The sequence below is a fragment of the Aestuariivirga sp. genome (genome assembly GCF_047600585.1).
Classification (GTDB): domain Bacteria; phylum Pseudomonadota; class Alphaproteobacteria; order Rhizobiales; family Aestuariivirgaceae; genus Aestuariivirga.
Map to the genome: position 1 here is coordinate 2,245,384 of NZ_JASGKP010000001.1, position 13,852 is coordinate 2,259,235.

Consider the following 13,852-nt stretch of genomic DNA (forward strand, 5'->3'; position numbering starts at 1 on the left):
CTCATTGCTTGTAGGTCCAGTTGCCGATGCCATAGTCGTCAAGCTCGCGCCCCTTCTCGAAGCGGTCGAGGCTGTAGCAGCGGTTCAGCTCGTGTTCGTTGTCGTTGGCGATGGTGTGGGCGAAGGTCCAGCCCGAGGCGGGCGTGGCCTTGAAGCCCTGGTAGCACCAGCCGCCATTGAGATAGAGATCGCGCACCGGCGTGCGGCAGATGAAGGGCGAGCCATCGGGCGTCATGTCCTGGATGCCGCCCCAGTGGCGCAGGAGCCGCATGCGCGACATGAACGGCATCAGCGATACCGCGCACTGCATCACGTCCTGGATTTTGAAAAGCTGGCCGCGCTGGGTGTAGGTGTTGAAGCCGTCGATGTGGCCGCCGAAAACAAGCCCGCCCTTGTCGGACTGCGAGAGGTAGAAGAGCTCCGCGCCCCACGACACCACGTGATGCACCACGGGCTTCACCGCCTCCGTCACGAAGGCCTGCAGGATGTGACTTTCGACCGGCAGCTTGAGGCCCGCCATGCGCGCCACCTCGGAGGTGTGGCCGGCGACCGCGATCCCCACCTTGCCGGCATTGATGCGGCCCTGCGAGGTCTCGACGCCGGTGATGCGCCCATTGTCGATGACCATGCCGGTCACTTCGCAGTTCTCGATGATGTGCACGCCCAGCTGCGAAGCGGCGCGGGCATAACCCCAGGCGACGGCATCGTGGCGCACCGTGCCGGCGCGGGGCTGGTGGATGGCGCCCCAGATGGGGAAGCGCGCTTCCTTCGAGTAGTCGAGGTAGGGCAGCAACTTCTGCACTTCGCCGCGGTCGAGCAGTTCCGCGTCGATGCCGTTGAGCCGCATGATATTGCCGCGCCGGGCGAAGGTATCGAGCTGCACCGGGCTCACGGCGAGCACGATCTGGCCGCGGTGCGAGACCATGCAATTGTAGTTGAGATCGTGCGACAGGCCCTCCCACAGCTTCATCGAATGCTCGAAGAACTGGGTGTTGCCGTCGATCACGTAGTTGGAGCGGATGAGAGTGGTGTTGCGGCCCACGTTGCCCGAGCCGATGTAGGCCCGTTCCAGCACCGCCACATTGGTGATGCCGTGGTTCTTGGCGAGGTAATAGGCGGTGGCGAGGCCGTGTCCGCCGCCGCCGATGATCACCACATCATAGGATAAGCGGGGCGTGGGCTTTTCCCAGGCCATGGGCCATGGGGAGTCCGGCTTCAGCGCATGCCGGAGAAGAGAGAAGACCGAGTAACCCTTTGCCATGGAATTCCCATATCTGGCGCGCCGCCTTTTGATCAAGCGCCAGTTTTTTGAGCCACCCGCTGCGACGCCGCGACAGAAGCCCGCGCCGCCCATTCAGCGAAAACATAGGACACAATACCGAAGGCAAAGAAGGCAAAAGCAAGGGGATACATGCTGCCGTCATAGAAACGCCCGGCAATCGCCCCGAAAAACACCCCGATCGCCGAGGAGAGCGAGCCCGAAATGGCCGCCGCCATGCCGGCGATGTGGCCCATGGGTTCCAGCGCCATGGCGTTGAAATTGCCGAACAGCATGCCGCTGCAGAAGAACGAGCAGAAGAACACCACGCCCAGCATGACGAGCGGTGGATGCCCGCCCGAGGCCAGCACCGCCACCACCATCACCGCCCAGGCGGCGAGGAAGCCATAGAGCGCGTACTTCGCAAGCTTGCGCATGCCGAGCCGCATGACCAGCCTGCCGTTCACGATCATGGCAAGGGCAATCGCCATGGCGAGCCCGCCGAACCAGAGGGCGAAATAGGCGCCCTGGCCGTATTGCTCAGCGAAGATCTGCTGCGAGGTGCCGAGATAGGCATTGAAGGCGGCGAAGATGAAGCCCACGGCGATGGTGTTCCCGAGGGAGACGGGATTGCGCATGACCTCAGCCGCACCCGCGGCCAGACGGGCAGCCGAGAAGGCGATCCGCTTTTCGGGCGCCAGCGTCTCTTCCTGCCGGAGCGCAAGCCACAGGCCTGCCATGAGCGCCATGGCGATGAAGCCGAGGAAGATGATGCGCCAGCTTGTAACGAACAGCACAAGCTGCCCGATGCTGGGCGCGAGGATCGGCACCAGCATGAACACCGACATCACGAAGGACATGATCCGCGCCATGGCCGCACCCCCTGCCCCGTCACGCACCATGGCGATGGAACAGACGCGCGGCGAGGCCGCACCGAAGCCCTGTAGCATGCGGGCGGCAATCAGCATGGGGAAACTGGTCGACACGGCACAGAGGAAGCAGCCCGCGACGAAGAGCACGAGACCCACATAGATCGTGCGCTTGCGGCCGATCGAATCCGAGATGGGGCCGAAGATCAGCGTGCCGAACATCAGGCCGGCAAAGAATCCGAGAACGATGAGTTGGCGGTCATTGGGATGGCTGGCGCCGAGTTCGGTCGCCATCAGGCCGATCGCCGGCAGCATGGTGTCGATCGACATCGCCACCATGGCGGTGAGAAGCGCCACGAGGGCGATGAATTCGGCGGGCCGTTTCTGCTGCATGTCCGTTCGCTCTTCCCTCAGCGGGTCCGGGAGGGATAAAGGGTATCGAGCCCGCAGGCCCTAAAGCATATGAAAATCAATACCAACACCCGATCCGTCAACCTTGATCCGCGCGAAACGCAATTCGTGCAGAACCCCTATCCCTTCTACGACGCCATCCGCGCGGAAACACCTGTTTTCAGGTGGGAGCAGTATGGCCACTGGTGCTGTGCAACCTATGCGGATGTGAACGCCCTGCTGCGCGACCGCCGCTTCGGCCGCCAGATCCTGCATGTGGCAAGCCGCGAGGAACTGGGCTGGCCCGAGACGCCGGAACACCTCAGGCCCTTCTATGACTTTGAACAGCATTCGCTCCTCGAACTGGAACCGCCGGTGCACACGAGGCTGCGCTCGCTCGTCAGCCGCGCCTTCCTCTCCCGCCAGGTGGAACGGCTGCGGCCCGAAATCGCGAATCTTTGCAGCCGCTTGCTCGATCAACTGGATGGAAAGTCTGAAGCCGATCTCCTCACCGCCTACGCCATTCCCATTCCGGTGGCGGTGATCTGCGATCTGCTGGGTGCGCCCATCGAAATGGGGAACCAGTTCCTCTCCTGGTCGCACGACATGGTGGCGATGTATCAGGCCCGCCGCGACCGCACGATTGAGGACAAGGCAGTGGCCGCCACCCTCGCCTTCTCCGCCTACATGCGCGATCTCATCCGGGAGCGGCGCGGCAAGGGCGGCAGCGACCTGCTTTCCGAACTGATCCGGGCCGAGAGTGAGGACGGCAAGCTCTCCGAGGATGAACTGGTGACAACCGCCATCCTGCTCCTCAATGCCGGGCACGAGGCCACCGTCCATGCGCTGGGCAATGGCATCAAGGCGCTGCTCGAGGAGAATGCGCGAAACGGAATCGGCGAAGGCCATGTGGAGGAGATCATGCGCTTCGATGCGCCGCTCCACATGTTCACCCGTTATGCCCTTGAGGACATGGACTGGAACGGCCTTCGCCTGAAAAAGGGCGAGGTCATCGGCCTGCTGCTGGGTGCGGCCAACCGCGATCCCGCCCGCTTCCCGGAACCTGGCCGCTTCCTGCCCGATCGCGCCAATGCGTCGACGAATGTCAGCTTCGGGGCGGGCATCCATTTCTGCATCGGGGCGCCGCTGGCGCGCCTCGAAATGGAGGTGGCGCTGCCGCTGCTGTTCCAGCGCTTCCCGAAGCTCCGTCTTGCGGCGCAACCCGTCTACCGCGATGCCTATCATTTCCATGGGCTGGAGCGGCTGGACGTGGCGCTGCGTTAGGAACCGAAGCGCACCTCTCCACGTAGAAGGGGCATGATGATCAACCGCCGCGCCGTCACCCTCGGACTTGCCGCCGTCGCAGCCGCCGGAGCTGGCGCCACGTGGTATCTCACGCGCTCGAAGGCCCGCGCCATGGCTTCGCCGCAAACAAGCCCGGTCGCCCTCAAGCCTGTTGTTATGGGCCTCGACAATCCCTGGGGTCTCGCCTTCCTGCCCGATGGGACTGCGCTTGTCTCCGAACGTACGGGCACACTCCGCCGCGTCGATGTGACCGCGGCGGCCCTGTCGAACCCCATTAGCGGCGTTCCCGTGGTGGACAGCGATGGACAGGGCGGCCTCCTCGGCATTGCCCTCGACCCGGACTTCACCACCAACCGTCTCGTCTACATGTCCTTCGCCGAGCCGGGCGATGAGGGCAACTGCACCGCCGTGTTCCGCGCCCGCCTCAGCGACGATGCGGCATCGCTGGAGAACGGCACGGTGATCTTCCGGCAGAACCGCAGGGCCAAGTCCGGCCATCACTTCGGCTCGCGCCTGGTCTTCGGCCGCGACGGCCATCTCTTCGTGACCACAGGCGAGCGCAACGTGCTGCGGGATCAGGCGCAGGACCCCGCCTCGCATGTCGGCAAGGTGTTGCGCATCACCCGCGATGGCGCCCCTGCGCCCGGCAACCCCGAGCTACCGGGCTGGGCGCCCGAGGTCTGGTCGATCGGCCACCGCAACATGCAGGGCGCCGCGCTCCATCCCGATACGGGCGTTTTGTGGACCGTCGAACACGGCGCGCGTGGCGGCGATGAAGTGAACACACCACAAGCCGGAAAGAACTATGGCTGGCCGGTGATCAGCTATGGCCGTGAATACTCCATGCTGCAGATCGGCGAAGGCACCGCCAAGGCAGGCATGGAACAGCCGCTGCATTACTGGGATCCATCGATTGCGCCTTCGGGCATGGCCTTCGTCATGAGCGACACCTATCCGGGCTGGAAGGGCAGCATGCTGGTCGGCGCCCTCGCCGGGCAGCACATCTCGCGCCTCAGTTGGGAGGGCGAGACGGTGGTGGCAGAGGAACAGCTTTTCCTTGGCGACACCCGCTTCCGCGATGTTGTGGAGGGACCGGACGGCCGCATCTACGTCCTCACCGACGCCTCCGCGCCGGATGGGGCGCTGATGGTGATCACGGCAACGTAGCCGCACACCGCCGTCATTCCTCTTCCACTCCTCTCCATGCCCGGCCTCGAGCCAGGCATCCAGATCAGCGCGACGGAACCACTGGATGGCCGGGTCGAGCCCGGCCATGGAGTGCAAGTTACGAGGGCTTCCCTCACCCCCGTCGTTTCCGCACCCTCCCCTGACGTTTGCCGCCACCTCCCGACTGGCCAATCCCGTAAAGCTAAGGTGACAAATTCTCACCCTTTCCGTGACGAGGCCGCCCATGACCGACCAGCAACCCGCCCCCACCGGACGCCGCGCCCGTGGCGGCGCCGACGCCCGCCGCGCCGCCCGCACCTCCACCACCGTCAAGCAGGCGGGCTTCATCCGCCGCACCATCAAGCCGTACGAGCCCTTCAGCGACGACCAGCTCGCGATGATCGAGCACAATGCCGAGACCGTGCTGCAGGAAACGGGCATCGACTTCTACGAGGACGAAGAAGCCGTCCGCATGTGGAAGGACGCCGGTGCCGACGTGAAGGCGAATGCGACCGACCCCAAGCGTTTCCGCGTCCGCTTTCCCCGCGGCCTCGTGCGCTCGCTGATCAAGACCGCACCGCGCGAATACGTGCAGCACGCCCGCAACCCGGCCAACAGTGTCACGATCGGCGGCAACAACACGGTATTCGCACCCGTCTACGGCCCGCCCTTCATCCGCAACCTCGACGAAGGCCGCCGCTATGCCACGATCGAGGACTTCCGCAACTTCGCCAAGCTCGTCTACATGCTGCCATCGCTGCATCACGCAGGCGGCACACTCTGCGAACCCGTCGACGTGCCGGTGCCGAAGCGCCACCTCGACATGATCTACACCCACATCAAGTACAGCGATAAGCCGTTCATGGCCTCGGTCACGGCGGGCGAACGCTCGGCCGATTCCGTCGCCATGGCCGAGATGGTCTTCGGCAAGGAGTTTGTCGACCAGAACTGCGTCATGACCTCGCTGATCAATGCCAACTCGCCGATGGTGTGGGATGGCGTGATGCTGGGCGCCCTCAAGGTGCTGGCCCGCGCCAACCAAGCGACGGTGATCTCGCCCTTCATCGTCGCAGGCGCCATGTCGCCGGTGACGACGGTGGGCACCCTCACCCAGATCCTTGCCGAAGCCTCGGTCGGCATCGCCTTCACGCAGCTCTGCCGCCCCGGTGCGCCGGTGGTGTTCGGCACCTTCGCCGCCTCCATGTCGATGCAGTCGGGCGCGCCCACCTTCGGCTCGCCGGAACCGGCCCTCGTCACCCTCGGTGCCGCGCAGCTTGCCCGCCGCATGGGCGTGCCCTTCCGTTCGGGTGGCGGCCTCTGCGGCTCCAAGGTGCCGGATGCACAGGCGGCCTATGAAAGCGCCAATACGCTGTGGCCCACGCTTCTTTCGGGCGTCAACTTCTGCCTGCACGCCGCGGGCTGGCTCGAGGGCGGTCTCGCCTCGGGCTACGAGAAGCTGATCATGGACGCCGACCAGCTCACCATGTTCCAGAAGTTTGCCGAAGGTGCTGATTTCTCCGAGAACGGCCAGGCCATGGACGCGATCCGCGAAGTGGGCCCGGGCTCGCACTATCTCGGCTGCGCCCACACCCAGGCGAACTTCGAGACCGCCTTCTGGCGCTCGTCGCTCGCCGACAACAACTCCTTCGAGCAGTGGCGCGACGACGGCGAGAAGGACATCGTGGTCCGCGCCAATGCCACCTGGAAGAAGATGCTGCGCGACTACGAAGCGCCGCCGCTTGATCCCGCGATCGACGAAGCGCTTCTCGCCTTCATGGCCCAGCGCAAGGAGAAGCTGCCGGATACCCTGAACTAGCCGACGGTACTTTCCGTCAGAACGGTTTCGCGCGCGGCGGCCTCCTTGGCCGCCGTTTTCGCTTTCATATCGGCGAGCGTGTAATACATCACGCCGCCCAACACGAGCAGCGAACCGAATGCATCGGCGAAGGTGAAGGGTTCGCCAAGAACGGCGACCGCAAGGCCGATGGTGACGAGCGGCGAGATCGTCGAGATCATCCCAACCGTCTGCGCCGAGGTCCGCTCAAGACCCGCGTTGATCAGGAAGATCGGCAGGATGGTGGCGAAGACGGCGCAGCCGAAAGCCATCCAGAGGAAATAGGGGCTCGCGCCGAAATCACCATCGCTCACGGCGTGGATCGCAACCGACGAGGCCGCACCCGCGAGCATCGACACCGAGGTGTAGATGATCGAGCCCACCACCGTGATCAGGTTCTTGGCGAAGAGCTGGTTGAGCGCGAAGGTGATGGCGCAGGCCAGCACGAAGGCCGTGCCGATGAAGGTGCGCATGCCGCCCTCCGGCACGTCGAGGCCCACAACCACCGCAAGGCCGGCATAGGTGACGAGACAGGCAATGATGCCATAGCGGGTGATGCGCTGGCCGAAGAACACGGAGCCCAGGATCATGATGAAGAGCGGATAGGTGAAAAGCACCAGCCGCTCGAGCTGCGCCGAAATGAACTCGAGCCCCTTGAAGTCGAGGTAGGCCGAGAGGCCGTAACCAAGCGCCCCTGCTGCGGCAGCACCTGCGATGTGTTTCGCGGCAGGCATGGGCGAGCCGCTGCGGGCGCGGAGCACGAAGGCGGCAATGCCGATCACCAGGAAGACGGGGGTCGAAAAGATCATCCGCCACGCCACCATGAGTGTGGCGTTCACCTCCTCGCGGTAGGCGAGCTTGATGAAGATGGCCTTGGTCGAAAACAGGGCCGCACCCGTGAAGGCGAACAGATAGCCGAGAAGTCTCTGTTGGGGCGAAGCGACCATGGGCCGTCACCTACACGAGGCGCGCGGGCTTGTCGCCTCGCGCCCCTCAATGTCCCCCATGCCCAGCAGGCATGGCTCTCTGGTATGGCCCTCAGCGGCGGGTAAGGCCGCCGAGGATGCCGCGCACCAGCGCATTGCCGATGGAGCGGGCGACCGTTGTTCCCAGCTGGCGGCCCACCGACCCGGCCACGTTCTTGACGAAGCGGTCGGTTGCCAATTCCTTGCCCTTGGGAGCGGCGCGCTCGGCCTTGGCCGCGGTCTTGGCGGCCGTATCTTCTTCCTGCTGGGCGGTGCGTTCCTTCGCCTTCTGGGTGAGCTTCTCGTAGGCCGACTCGCGGTCCACCGCCTCTTCGTACTGGCCGTAGACGGGCGAGTTCTTGATCAGCTTGCCGCGCTCTTCGGGCGTGATCGGCCCCATGCGCGAAGACGGCGGGCGGATGAGCGTGCGCTCCACCATGGTGGGCACGCCCTTGAGATCGAGGACGGAGACCAGCGCCTCGCCCTTGCCGAGTTCGGTGATCGCCGTCTCGGTCTTGAACTTCGGGTTGGGCCGGAAGGTGGAGGCCGCAGTCGCCACTGCCTTCTGCTCGCGAGGCGTGTAGGCGCGAAGCGCATGCTGCACGCGGTTGCCCATCTGGGCCAGCACCGATTCCGGAATGTCAAGCGGGTTCTGGGTGACGAAATAGATGCCGATGCCCTTGGAGCGGATCAGCTTCACCGTCTGCTCGATCTTCTGCAGTAGCCCGGGCGGTGCATCGGCGAAGAGCAGATGCGCTTCGTCGAAGAAGAACACCATCTTCGGCTTATCGGGATCGCCCACTTCAGGCATCTGCTCGAACAGTTCCGACATCAGCCAGAGCAGGAAGGTGGCATAGAGCTGCGGGCTGTTGATCAGCTTGTCGGCGGCGAGCACGTTCATGTAGCCGCGGCCGTCGCGCGTGGTGCGCATCAGGTCCTTGATGTCGAGGGCGGGCTCGCCGAAGAAGGTGTCACCACCCTGCTCCTCGATCACCACAAGGCGGCGCTGGATGGCGCCGATGGTGGTGTCGTTGACGTTGCCGTATTCGGTGGTGATCTCCTTGCCACGGTCGCCGAGGTCCTTGAGCAGCGCCCGGAGGTCTTTGAGATCGAGCAGTGCGAGGCCTTCCTTGTCGGCAATCTTGAAGGCGATGTTGAGGGCGCCCTCCTGCGCATCCGAGAGGCCCATGAGTCGCGAGAGCATCAGCGGGCCCATCTCAGCCACGGTGGCGCGGATCGGGTGGCCCTGCTGGCCGAAGAGGTCCCAGAAGATCGTCGGCGTTTCCTCGAAGCCGTAGTCGTCGAAGCCGATGGTCTTGGCGCGCTCGAGCAGGAAATCCTTGGGCTCGCCCTTCATGCAGATGCCGGAGAGGTCGCCCTTCACGTCAGCAGCGAAGACGGGAACACCGGCCTTGGAGAAGCCTTCCGCCATGATCTGCAGCGTCACCGTCTTGCCGGTGCCGGTGGCGCCCGTCACGAGGCCGTGGCGGTTCGCCATCTGCAGGAACAGCTCTTCGCGCTTCTCGCTCTTGCCCAGGAAAATGGATGTGTCGGCCATAGTGATGAGATCCCCTGTCATTCCGGTCCGTTTGCGCCTATCTGCTCCAAATCACGAAGCAAGGCAAACGGGGCGTTACATGCAGGAGCTGATCAACGGGATTGTGGCGAAGTCGGGCATCCCGCGCGAAAAAGTGGAGGAAGCCTTGGGCGTGATCTTCAATCTGATCAAGACGCAGGGCAATTCTGCCAAGGTAGCTGAACTCTTTGTAATGTTGCCGGGCGTGGAAGAACTCGTCCGCCGCCAGTCGGGAAGCCTCACCGGACTCCTCGCCGGCGGCATGATGGGCGGGCCGCTTGCCGCCATCACCAAGTTGCAGGCGCTGGGGCTGAGCACCGAACAGATGCGCGAGGTGGGGAGCGCGGCCCTCGCCCATGCCCGCGCCAGGGCGGGCGACGATCTCGTGCGCCAGTGCGCTGCCAACATTCCGGGCATCAGCGGTTTCCTCTGAGCCAAAAGGCGGATTTGCCGGAGAGGCCGCGCGGGGCTAAGTTTTCGCACATGCAAAATTTCCCCCCAGCAACTGCCGAAGACTGGCTGAAGCGCGTGGCCAAGGCCACGAAGGGCGCGGCCTTCGATGCCGAGGCCGTCCTGTTCCAGCGCATGGACGGCCCCCGCGCCGAGCGGGCCAGCGTTGCCCCTTGGGCGATCCATTCCCGCGTCGATCATCACGATGTGGCGAAGGCGCGCCGTCAGGCCGAGGAAGACATCGAGAACGGCGTCACGGGACTCATCCTGCCCTCGCCGGCACAAGCCCCCGCCTTCGAGCATCTGCCGCTGCACAAGATCGCCGTCCGAAATGAGGGCGGCGACCTCGGTGCCGAGGCGCTCCGCCATCTCGTCGCGCGCCTGCCGCTTGATCCTTCGCGCCTTGCCTTCGATCACGGCGCCCATGATCCGGACCTGGTGAAGCTGCTGGTGGCGCAAGGGTTCAGCGGGCCCTTCATGCGTGGCGATGGCCGCAGCTTCCATGCGCAAGGTCTCGATGATGCGCAGGAACTGGGCGCAGCGCTGGCCACGGCGGTAGCAAACCTTCGCAAGCTCACCTTCCTCGCCGACGACATGCTGTCCCGCGCCGTCTCCGTGACACTCGCCGCTTCTCAGGACATGTTCACAACGCTTGCCAAGTTCCGCGCCGCCCGCATTCTCTGGGCCGATATCCTGAAGGCAAGCAAACTGCCGCAGGTGCCGCTTCGTCTTCACGGCGAAACCTCGCGCATCATGCTGGCGGAGACCGATGCCCACAGCAACATTCTCCGCAGCGTCACGGCCGTCTTCGCGGCGGGCCTCGGTGGTGCGGATTCGATTTCGGTGCTTCCCTTCTCCTTCAACCAGGGCATGCCCAATCACTTCGCCCGGCGTGTGGCGCGAAACCTCCAGAACGTCTTGCTGCATGAATCGCAGCTCTGGCGCGTCGCCGATCCGGCGGCAGGTGCAGGCGCCATCGAGACGCTCACGCACGACATCTGTGACAAGGCGTGGGGCGTGCTGCAGGCGGCCGAACGCGGCGTGTGGCCGTCGGGCGATCCGGCACAGTCGAAAGCCAAGCCGGTGATCGGCGTCAGCGTCTATCCGCCACCCAAGGAGCTTACCGCCGAAGTGGAGGCGCAGTCATGAAGCGCATCCCGGACTTCAGCAGCATCGCCCGCACGGCTTCCGCCGCAAGCCCGCGCGCCGCAGAGGGCGCCACCTGGGAAACGCCGGAAGGCATCGCCATCGCGCCTCATCATTCTGCCGGTGATACGCCGGACTATCAGCCCTCCTATCCCGGTGTTGCGCCCTTCCTGCGCGGCCCCTATCCCACCATGTACGTGACCCAGCCGTGGACGGTCCGGCAATATGCGGGCTTCTCCACGGCGGAGGATTCGAACGCCTTCTACCGCCGCAATCTCGCAGCGGGACAGATGGGCCTTTCCATCGCCTTCGATCTCGCCACCCACCGCGGCTATGATTCCGATCATCCCCGTGTCGCGGGCGACGTCGGCATGGCAGGCGTGGCCATCGATTCCATCTATGACATGCGCACCCTCTTCGACGGCATCCCGCTCGACAAGATGACCGTCTCCATGACCATGAACGGCGCGGTGCTGCCGATCATGGCGCTCTACATCATCGCGGGCGAGGAACAGGGTGTTGCGCCCGAGAAGCTCGCAGGCACCATCCAGAACGACATCCTCAAGGAATTCATGGTGCGGAACACCTACATCTATCCGCCCCGTGAATCGATGCGCATCGTCTCCGACATCTTCGCCTACACCTCGCGGAAGATGCCGAAGTTCAACTCGATCTCGATCTCCGGCTACCACATGCAGGAAGCGGGCGCCTCGGCCGATCTCGAACTTGCCTACACGCTGGCCGACGGTTTCGAATACGCGAAGTCGGGCATTGCCGCAGGCCTCGACATCGACAGCTTCGCGCCACGCCTCTCCTTCTTCTTCGGCATCGGCATGAACTTCTTCATGGAGGTGGCGAAGCTTCGCGCCGCCCGCGTGCTCTGGGCCGAGATGATGCAGTCTCTCGGAGCGAAGGACGAGAAGTCGCTGATGCTCCGCACGCACTGCCAAACCAGCGGCTGGAGCCTTGCGGCACAGGATGTCTTCAACAACGTCACCCGCACCTGCATCGAGGCCATGGCCGCGACCCAGGGCGGCACCCAGTCGCTCCACACCAATTCGCTGGATGAGGCGCTGGCACTTCCCACCGATTTCTCTGCCCGCATCGCCCGCAACACCCAGCTCTTCCTGCAGCAGGAAGCGGGCACCTGCCGCGTCATCGATCCGTGGGGCGGCTCCTATTTCGTCGAGAAGCTGACAGAAGACCTGATCGCCCGTGTGCGCAGTCACCTCGCGGAAATCGATACGCTCGGCGGCATGAGCCGCGCCATCGAAGCGGGCATTCCGAAGCAGCGCATCGAGGAAGCCGCCGCCCGCACCCAGGCCCGCATCGACTCTGGTGAGCAGATCGTGGTGGGCGTGAACAGCTTCCGCGCCAGCGACGAGAAGCCCATCGACATTCTCGTCGTCGACAACTCAAAGGTCCGCGCCACCCAGATCGACAAGCTGCAACGCCTGCGCGCCGAGCGCGACCCCAAGGCCGTCGAGGCTGCTCTCGCGGCTCTTGCGGAGGTGGCGCGCAGCGGCTCCGGCAATCTGCTCGAAGCCTCGGTGAATGCGGCCCGCGCCAAGGCCACGGTGGGTGAAATGTCCGCCGCCCTCGAAACGGTCTGGGGCCGCCATCAGGCCACGCCCAAGGCCGTGAAGGGCGTCTATGCAGCAACCCCGCGTGACCTGCACAAGGTCGATGCCGCGCGCCATGCGGTGAAGGCCTTCGCTGAAGCGGAAGGCCGGCCCCCTGCCGTGCTCGTCGCCAAGATCGGCCAAGACGGCCATGACCGCGGCCAGAAGGTGATCGCCTCGGCCTTCGACGACATGGGCTTCAACGTCAGCATCGGCCCCCTCTTCGCCACGCCGCAGGAAGTCGCGGAACTCGCGGTGAAGAAGAACGTTCATGTTGTGGGCGTCTCGTCACTGGCGGCAGGCCACCTGACGCATGTGCCGGAACTCAAGGCCGCGCTCGAAAAACTGGGCCGCAGCGATATTCTCATCGTGGCGGGTGGCGTCATTCCGCCCGAGGACGTGCAGAAGCTCACCGACATGGGCGCTGCCGCCGTGTTCCCGCCCGGAACGGTAGTGCCCGATGCGGCACAGGCCATCCTCGATGCACTCTCCGCCCATCTCGGATATGCCCAGCGCCGCCCGGCTTGAGCCCGCCGGCTGTCAAAGCTTCGCTTGAGAATGGCCGCTTATGGCCCTATGTGAGGCTCAACGCATCACGGGTCTGAGCATTTGTTCGATTTCCTTTTTTCCTCCCAAGCCCTGATCGCACTCGGCCAGGTCATCATGATCGACCTGGTGCTGGCGGGCGACAATGCCATCGTGATCGGGCTTGCGGCCGCGGGCCTGCCGAAGGATCAGCGCAACAAGGCGATCCTCGTCGGCATCCTTGCCGCGACAGTGCTGCGCATCGTCTTCGCCATCTTCACGACGCAGCTCCTGCAGATCCTTGGCCTCCTCCTGGTGGGCGGCATCCTGCTGCTCTGGGTGTGCTGGAAGATGTGGCGCGAACTGCGCAACGGCCAGCATGACGAGGACGCCCTCGAAGCCATTGCCAACGAGGACAGCAACAAGGACGGCCGCATTGGTGGCGGCGCGCCCCGCAAGACCTTCATGCAGGCCGCGACCCAGATCGTCGTGGCCGATGTCTCGATGTCGCTCGACAACGTGCTCGCCGTGGCGGGTGCCGCCCATGCCCACATCGAGGTGCTTATCATCGGCCTTATCCTCTCGGTGGCGCTGATGGGACTTGCGGCGTCATTCATCGCCAAGCTGCTGCACCGGCACCGCTGGATCGCCTATGTCGGCTTGCTGATCATCCTCTATGTCGCACTCGAAATGATCTGGAAGGGCGCGCACGAGGTCTGGCCGCACGTGGCGGCCTCGCTCTGAG

General features: G+C 64.6%; 11 protein-coding genes. 7 read left to right on the forward strand and 4 right to left on the reverse strand.

All coding sequences use genetic code 11. The features are described from left to right. Position 1: 1 nt before the first annotated feature. Together QM801_RS11140 and QM801_RS11145 are read right to left on the reverse strand one after the other, a co-directional pair. On the reverse strand, positions 2–1,261 hold the full coding sequence (locus QM801_RS11140; protein WP_415019276.1) for a sarcosine oxidase subunit beta family protein: 1,260 nt from the start codon (positions 1,259–1,261) through the stop codon (positions 2–4). A 32-nt stretch (positions 1,262–1,293) separates the two neighbouring features. After that, a complete protein-coding gene (locus tag QM801_RS11145; protein ID WP_415019277.1) occupies positions 1,294–2,520 on the reverse strand; it encodes a multidrug effflux MFS transporter in 1,227 nt (408 codons plus the stop codon). Positions 2,521–2,589: 69 nt separating this feature from the next. Between QM801_RS11145 and QM801_RS11150 the strand changes: the two genes are divergently transcribed. The 3 genes from QM801_RS11150 to QM801_RS11160 all read left to right on the forward strand — a co-directional run bounded on the left by QM801_RS11150 (position 2,590) and on the right by QM801_RS11160 (position 6,805). Next, positions 2,590–3,801: a cytochrome P450 gene (locus QM801_RS11150; protein WP_415019278.1), complete on the forward strand. Its 1,212-nt coding sequence runs from the start codon at positions 2,590–2,592 to the stop codon at positions 3,799–3,801. Between the two features lie 33 nt (positions 3,802–3,834). After that, positions 3,835–4,989 carry a PQQ-dependent sugar dehydrogenase gene (locus tag QM801_RS11155; protein WP_415019279.1) on the forward strand — a complete coding sequence of 385 codons (1,155 nt, stop codon included), beginning with the start codon at positions 3,835–3,837 and terminating at the stop codon, positions 4,987–4,989. A 244-nt stretch (positions 4,990–5,233) separates the two neighbouring features. Continuing rightward, a complete protein-coding gene (locus QM801_RS11160) occupies positions 5,234–6,805 on the forward strand; it encodes a trimethylamine methyltransferase family protein (protein ID WP_415019280.1) in 1,572 nt (523 codons plus the stop codon). On the opposite strand, the gene QM801_RS11165 is transcribed toward QM801_RS11160, so the two are convergent. Beyond that, on the reverse strand, positions 6,802–7,770 hold the full coding sequence (locus QM801_RS11165; protein WP_415019281.1) for a DMT family transporter: 969 nt from the start codon (positions 7,768–7,770) through the stop codon (positions 6,802–6,804). The genes QM801_RS11160 and QM801_RS11165 overlap by 4 nt on opposite strands. A gap of 91 nt (positions 7,771–7,861) precedes the next feature. After that, positions 7,862–9,346, reverse strand: a complete 1,485-nt coding sequence (locus QM801_RS11170) for a helicase HerA-like C-terminal domain-containing protein (protein WP_415019282.1) — start codon at positions 9,344–9,346, stop codon at positions 7,862–7,864. A 79-nt stretch (positions 9,347–9,425) separates the two neighbouring features. Between QM801_RS11170 and QM801_RS11175 the strand changes: the two genes are divergently transcribed. From QM801_RS11175 to QM801_RS11190, 4 genes are all read left to right on the forward strand, one after another. Next, a complete protein-coding gene (locus QM801_RS11175) occupies positions 9,426–9,797 on the forward strand; it encodes a hypothetical protein (RefSeq protein ID WP_415019283.1) in 372 nt (123 codons plus the stop codon). A gap of 50 nt (positions 9,798–9,847) precedes the next feature. Then, positions 9,848–10,963, forward strand: coding sequence for a methylmalonyl-CoA mutase family protein (locus QM801_RS11180; protein ID WP_415019284.1), 1,116 nt, complete (start codon positions 9,848–9,850; stop codon positions 10,961–10,963). Further along, a complete protein-coding gene (gene scpA / locus QM801_RS11185) occupies positions 10,960–13,110 on the forward strand; it encodes a methylmalonyl-CoA mutase (RefSeq protein WP_415019285.1) in 2,151 nt (716 codons plus the stop codon). The genes QM801_RS11180 and scpA overlap by 4 nt, the downstream gene beginning before the upstream one ends. Positions 13,111–13,191: 81 nt before the next feature. Then, positions 13,192–13,851, forward strand: a complete 660-nt coding sequence (locus QM801_RS11190; protein ID WP_415019286.1) for a TerC family protein — start codon at positions 13,192–13,194, stop codon at positions 13,849–13,851. Position 13,852: the final 1 nt, after the last annotated feature.

What these genes read in the sequence shown, in the direction of transcription:
- QM801_RS11140 (WP_415019276.1), bottom strand. Translation starts at nt 1,261, where the DNA reads ATGGCAAAGGGTTACTCGGTCTTCTCTCTTCTCCGGCATGCGCTGAAG.
- QM801_RS11145 (WP_415019277.1), bottom strand. Translation starts at nt 2,520, where the DNA reads ATGCAGCAGAAACGGCCCGCCGAATTCATCGCCCTCGTGGCGCTTCTC.
- QM801_RS11150 (WP_415019278.1), top strand. Translation starts at nt 2,590, where the DNA reads ATGAAAATCAATACCAACACCCGATCCGTCAACCTTGATCCGCGCGAA.
- QM801_RS11155 (WP_415019279.1), top strand. Translation starts at nt 3,835, where the DNA reads ATGATGATCAACCGCCGCGCCGTCACCCTCGGACTTGCCGCCGTCGCA.
- QM801_RS11160 (WP_415019280.1), top strand. Translation starts at nt 5,234, where the DNA reads ATGACCGACCAGCAACCCGCCCCCACCGGACGCCGCGCCCGTGGCGGC.
- QM801_RS11165 (WP_415019281.1), bottom strand. Translation starts at nt 7,770, where the DNA reads ATGGTCGCTTCGCCCCAACAGAGACTTCTCGGCTATCTGTTCGCCTTC.
- QM801_RS11170 (WP_415019282.1), bottom strand. Translation starts at nt 9,346, where the DNA reads ATGGCCGACACATCCATTTTCCTGGGCAAGAGCGAGAAGCGCGAAGAG.
- QM801_RS11175 (WP_415019283.1), top strand. Translation starts at nt 9,426, where the DNA reads ATGCAGGAGCTGATCAACGGGATTGTGGCGAAGTCGGGCATCCCGCGC.
- QM801_RS11180 (WP_415019284.1), top strand. Translation starts at nt 9,848, where the DNA reads ATGCAAAATTTCCCCCCAGCAACTGCCGAAGACTGGCTGAAGCGCGTG.
- scpA (WP_415019285.1), top strand. Translation starts at nt 10,960, where the DNA reads ATGAAGCGCATCCCGGACTTCAGCAGCATCGCCCGCACGGCTTCCGCC.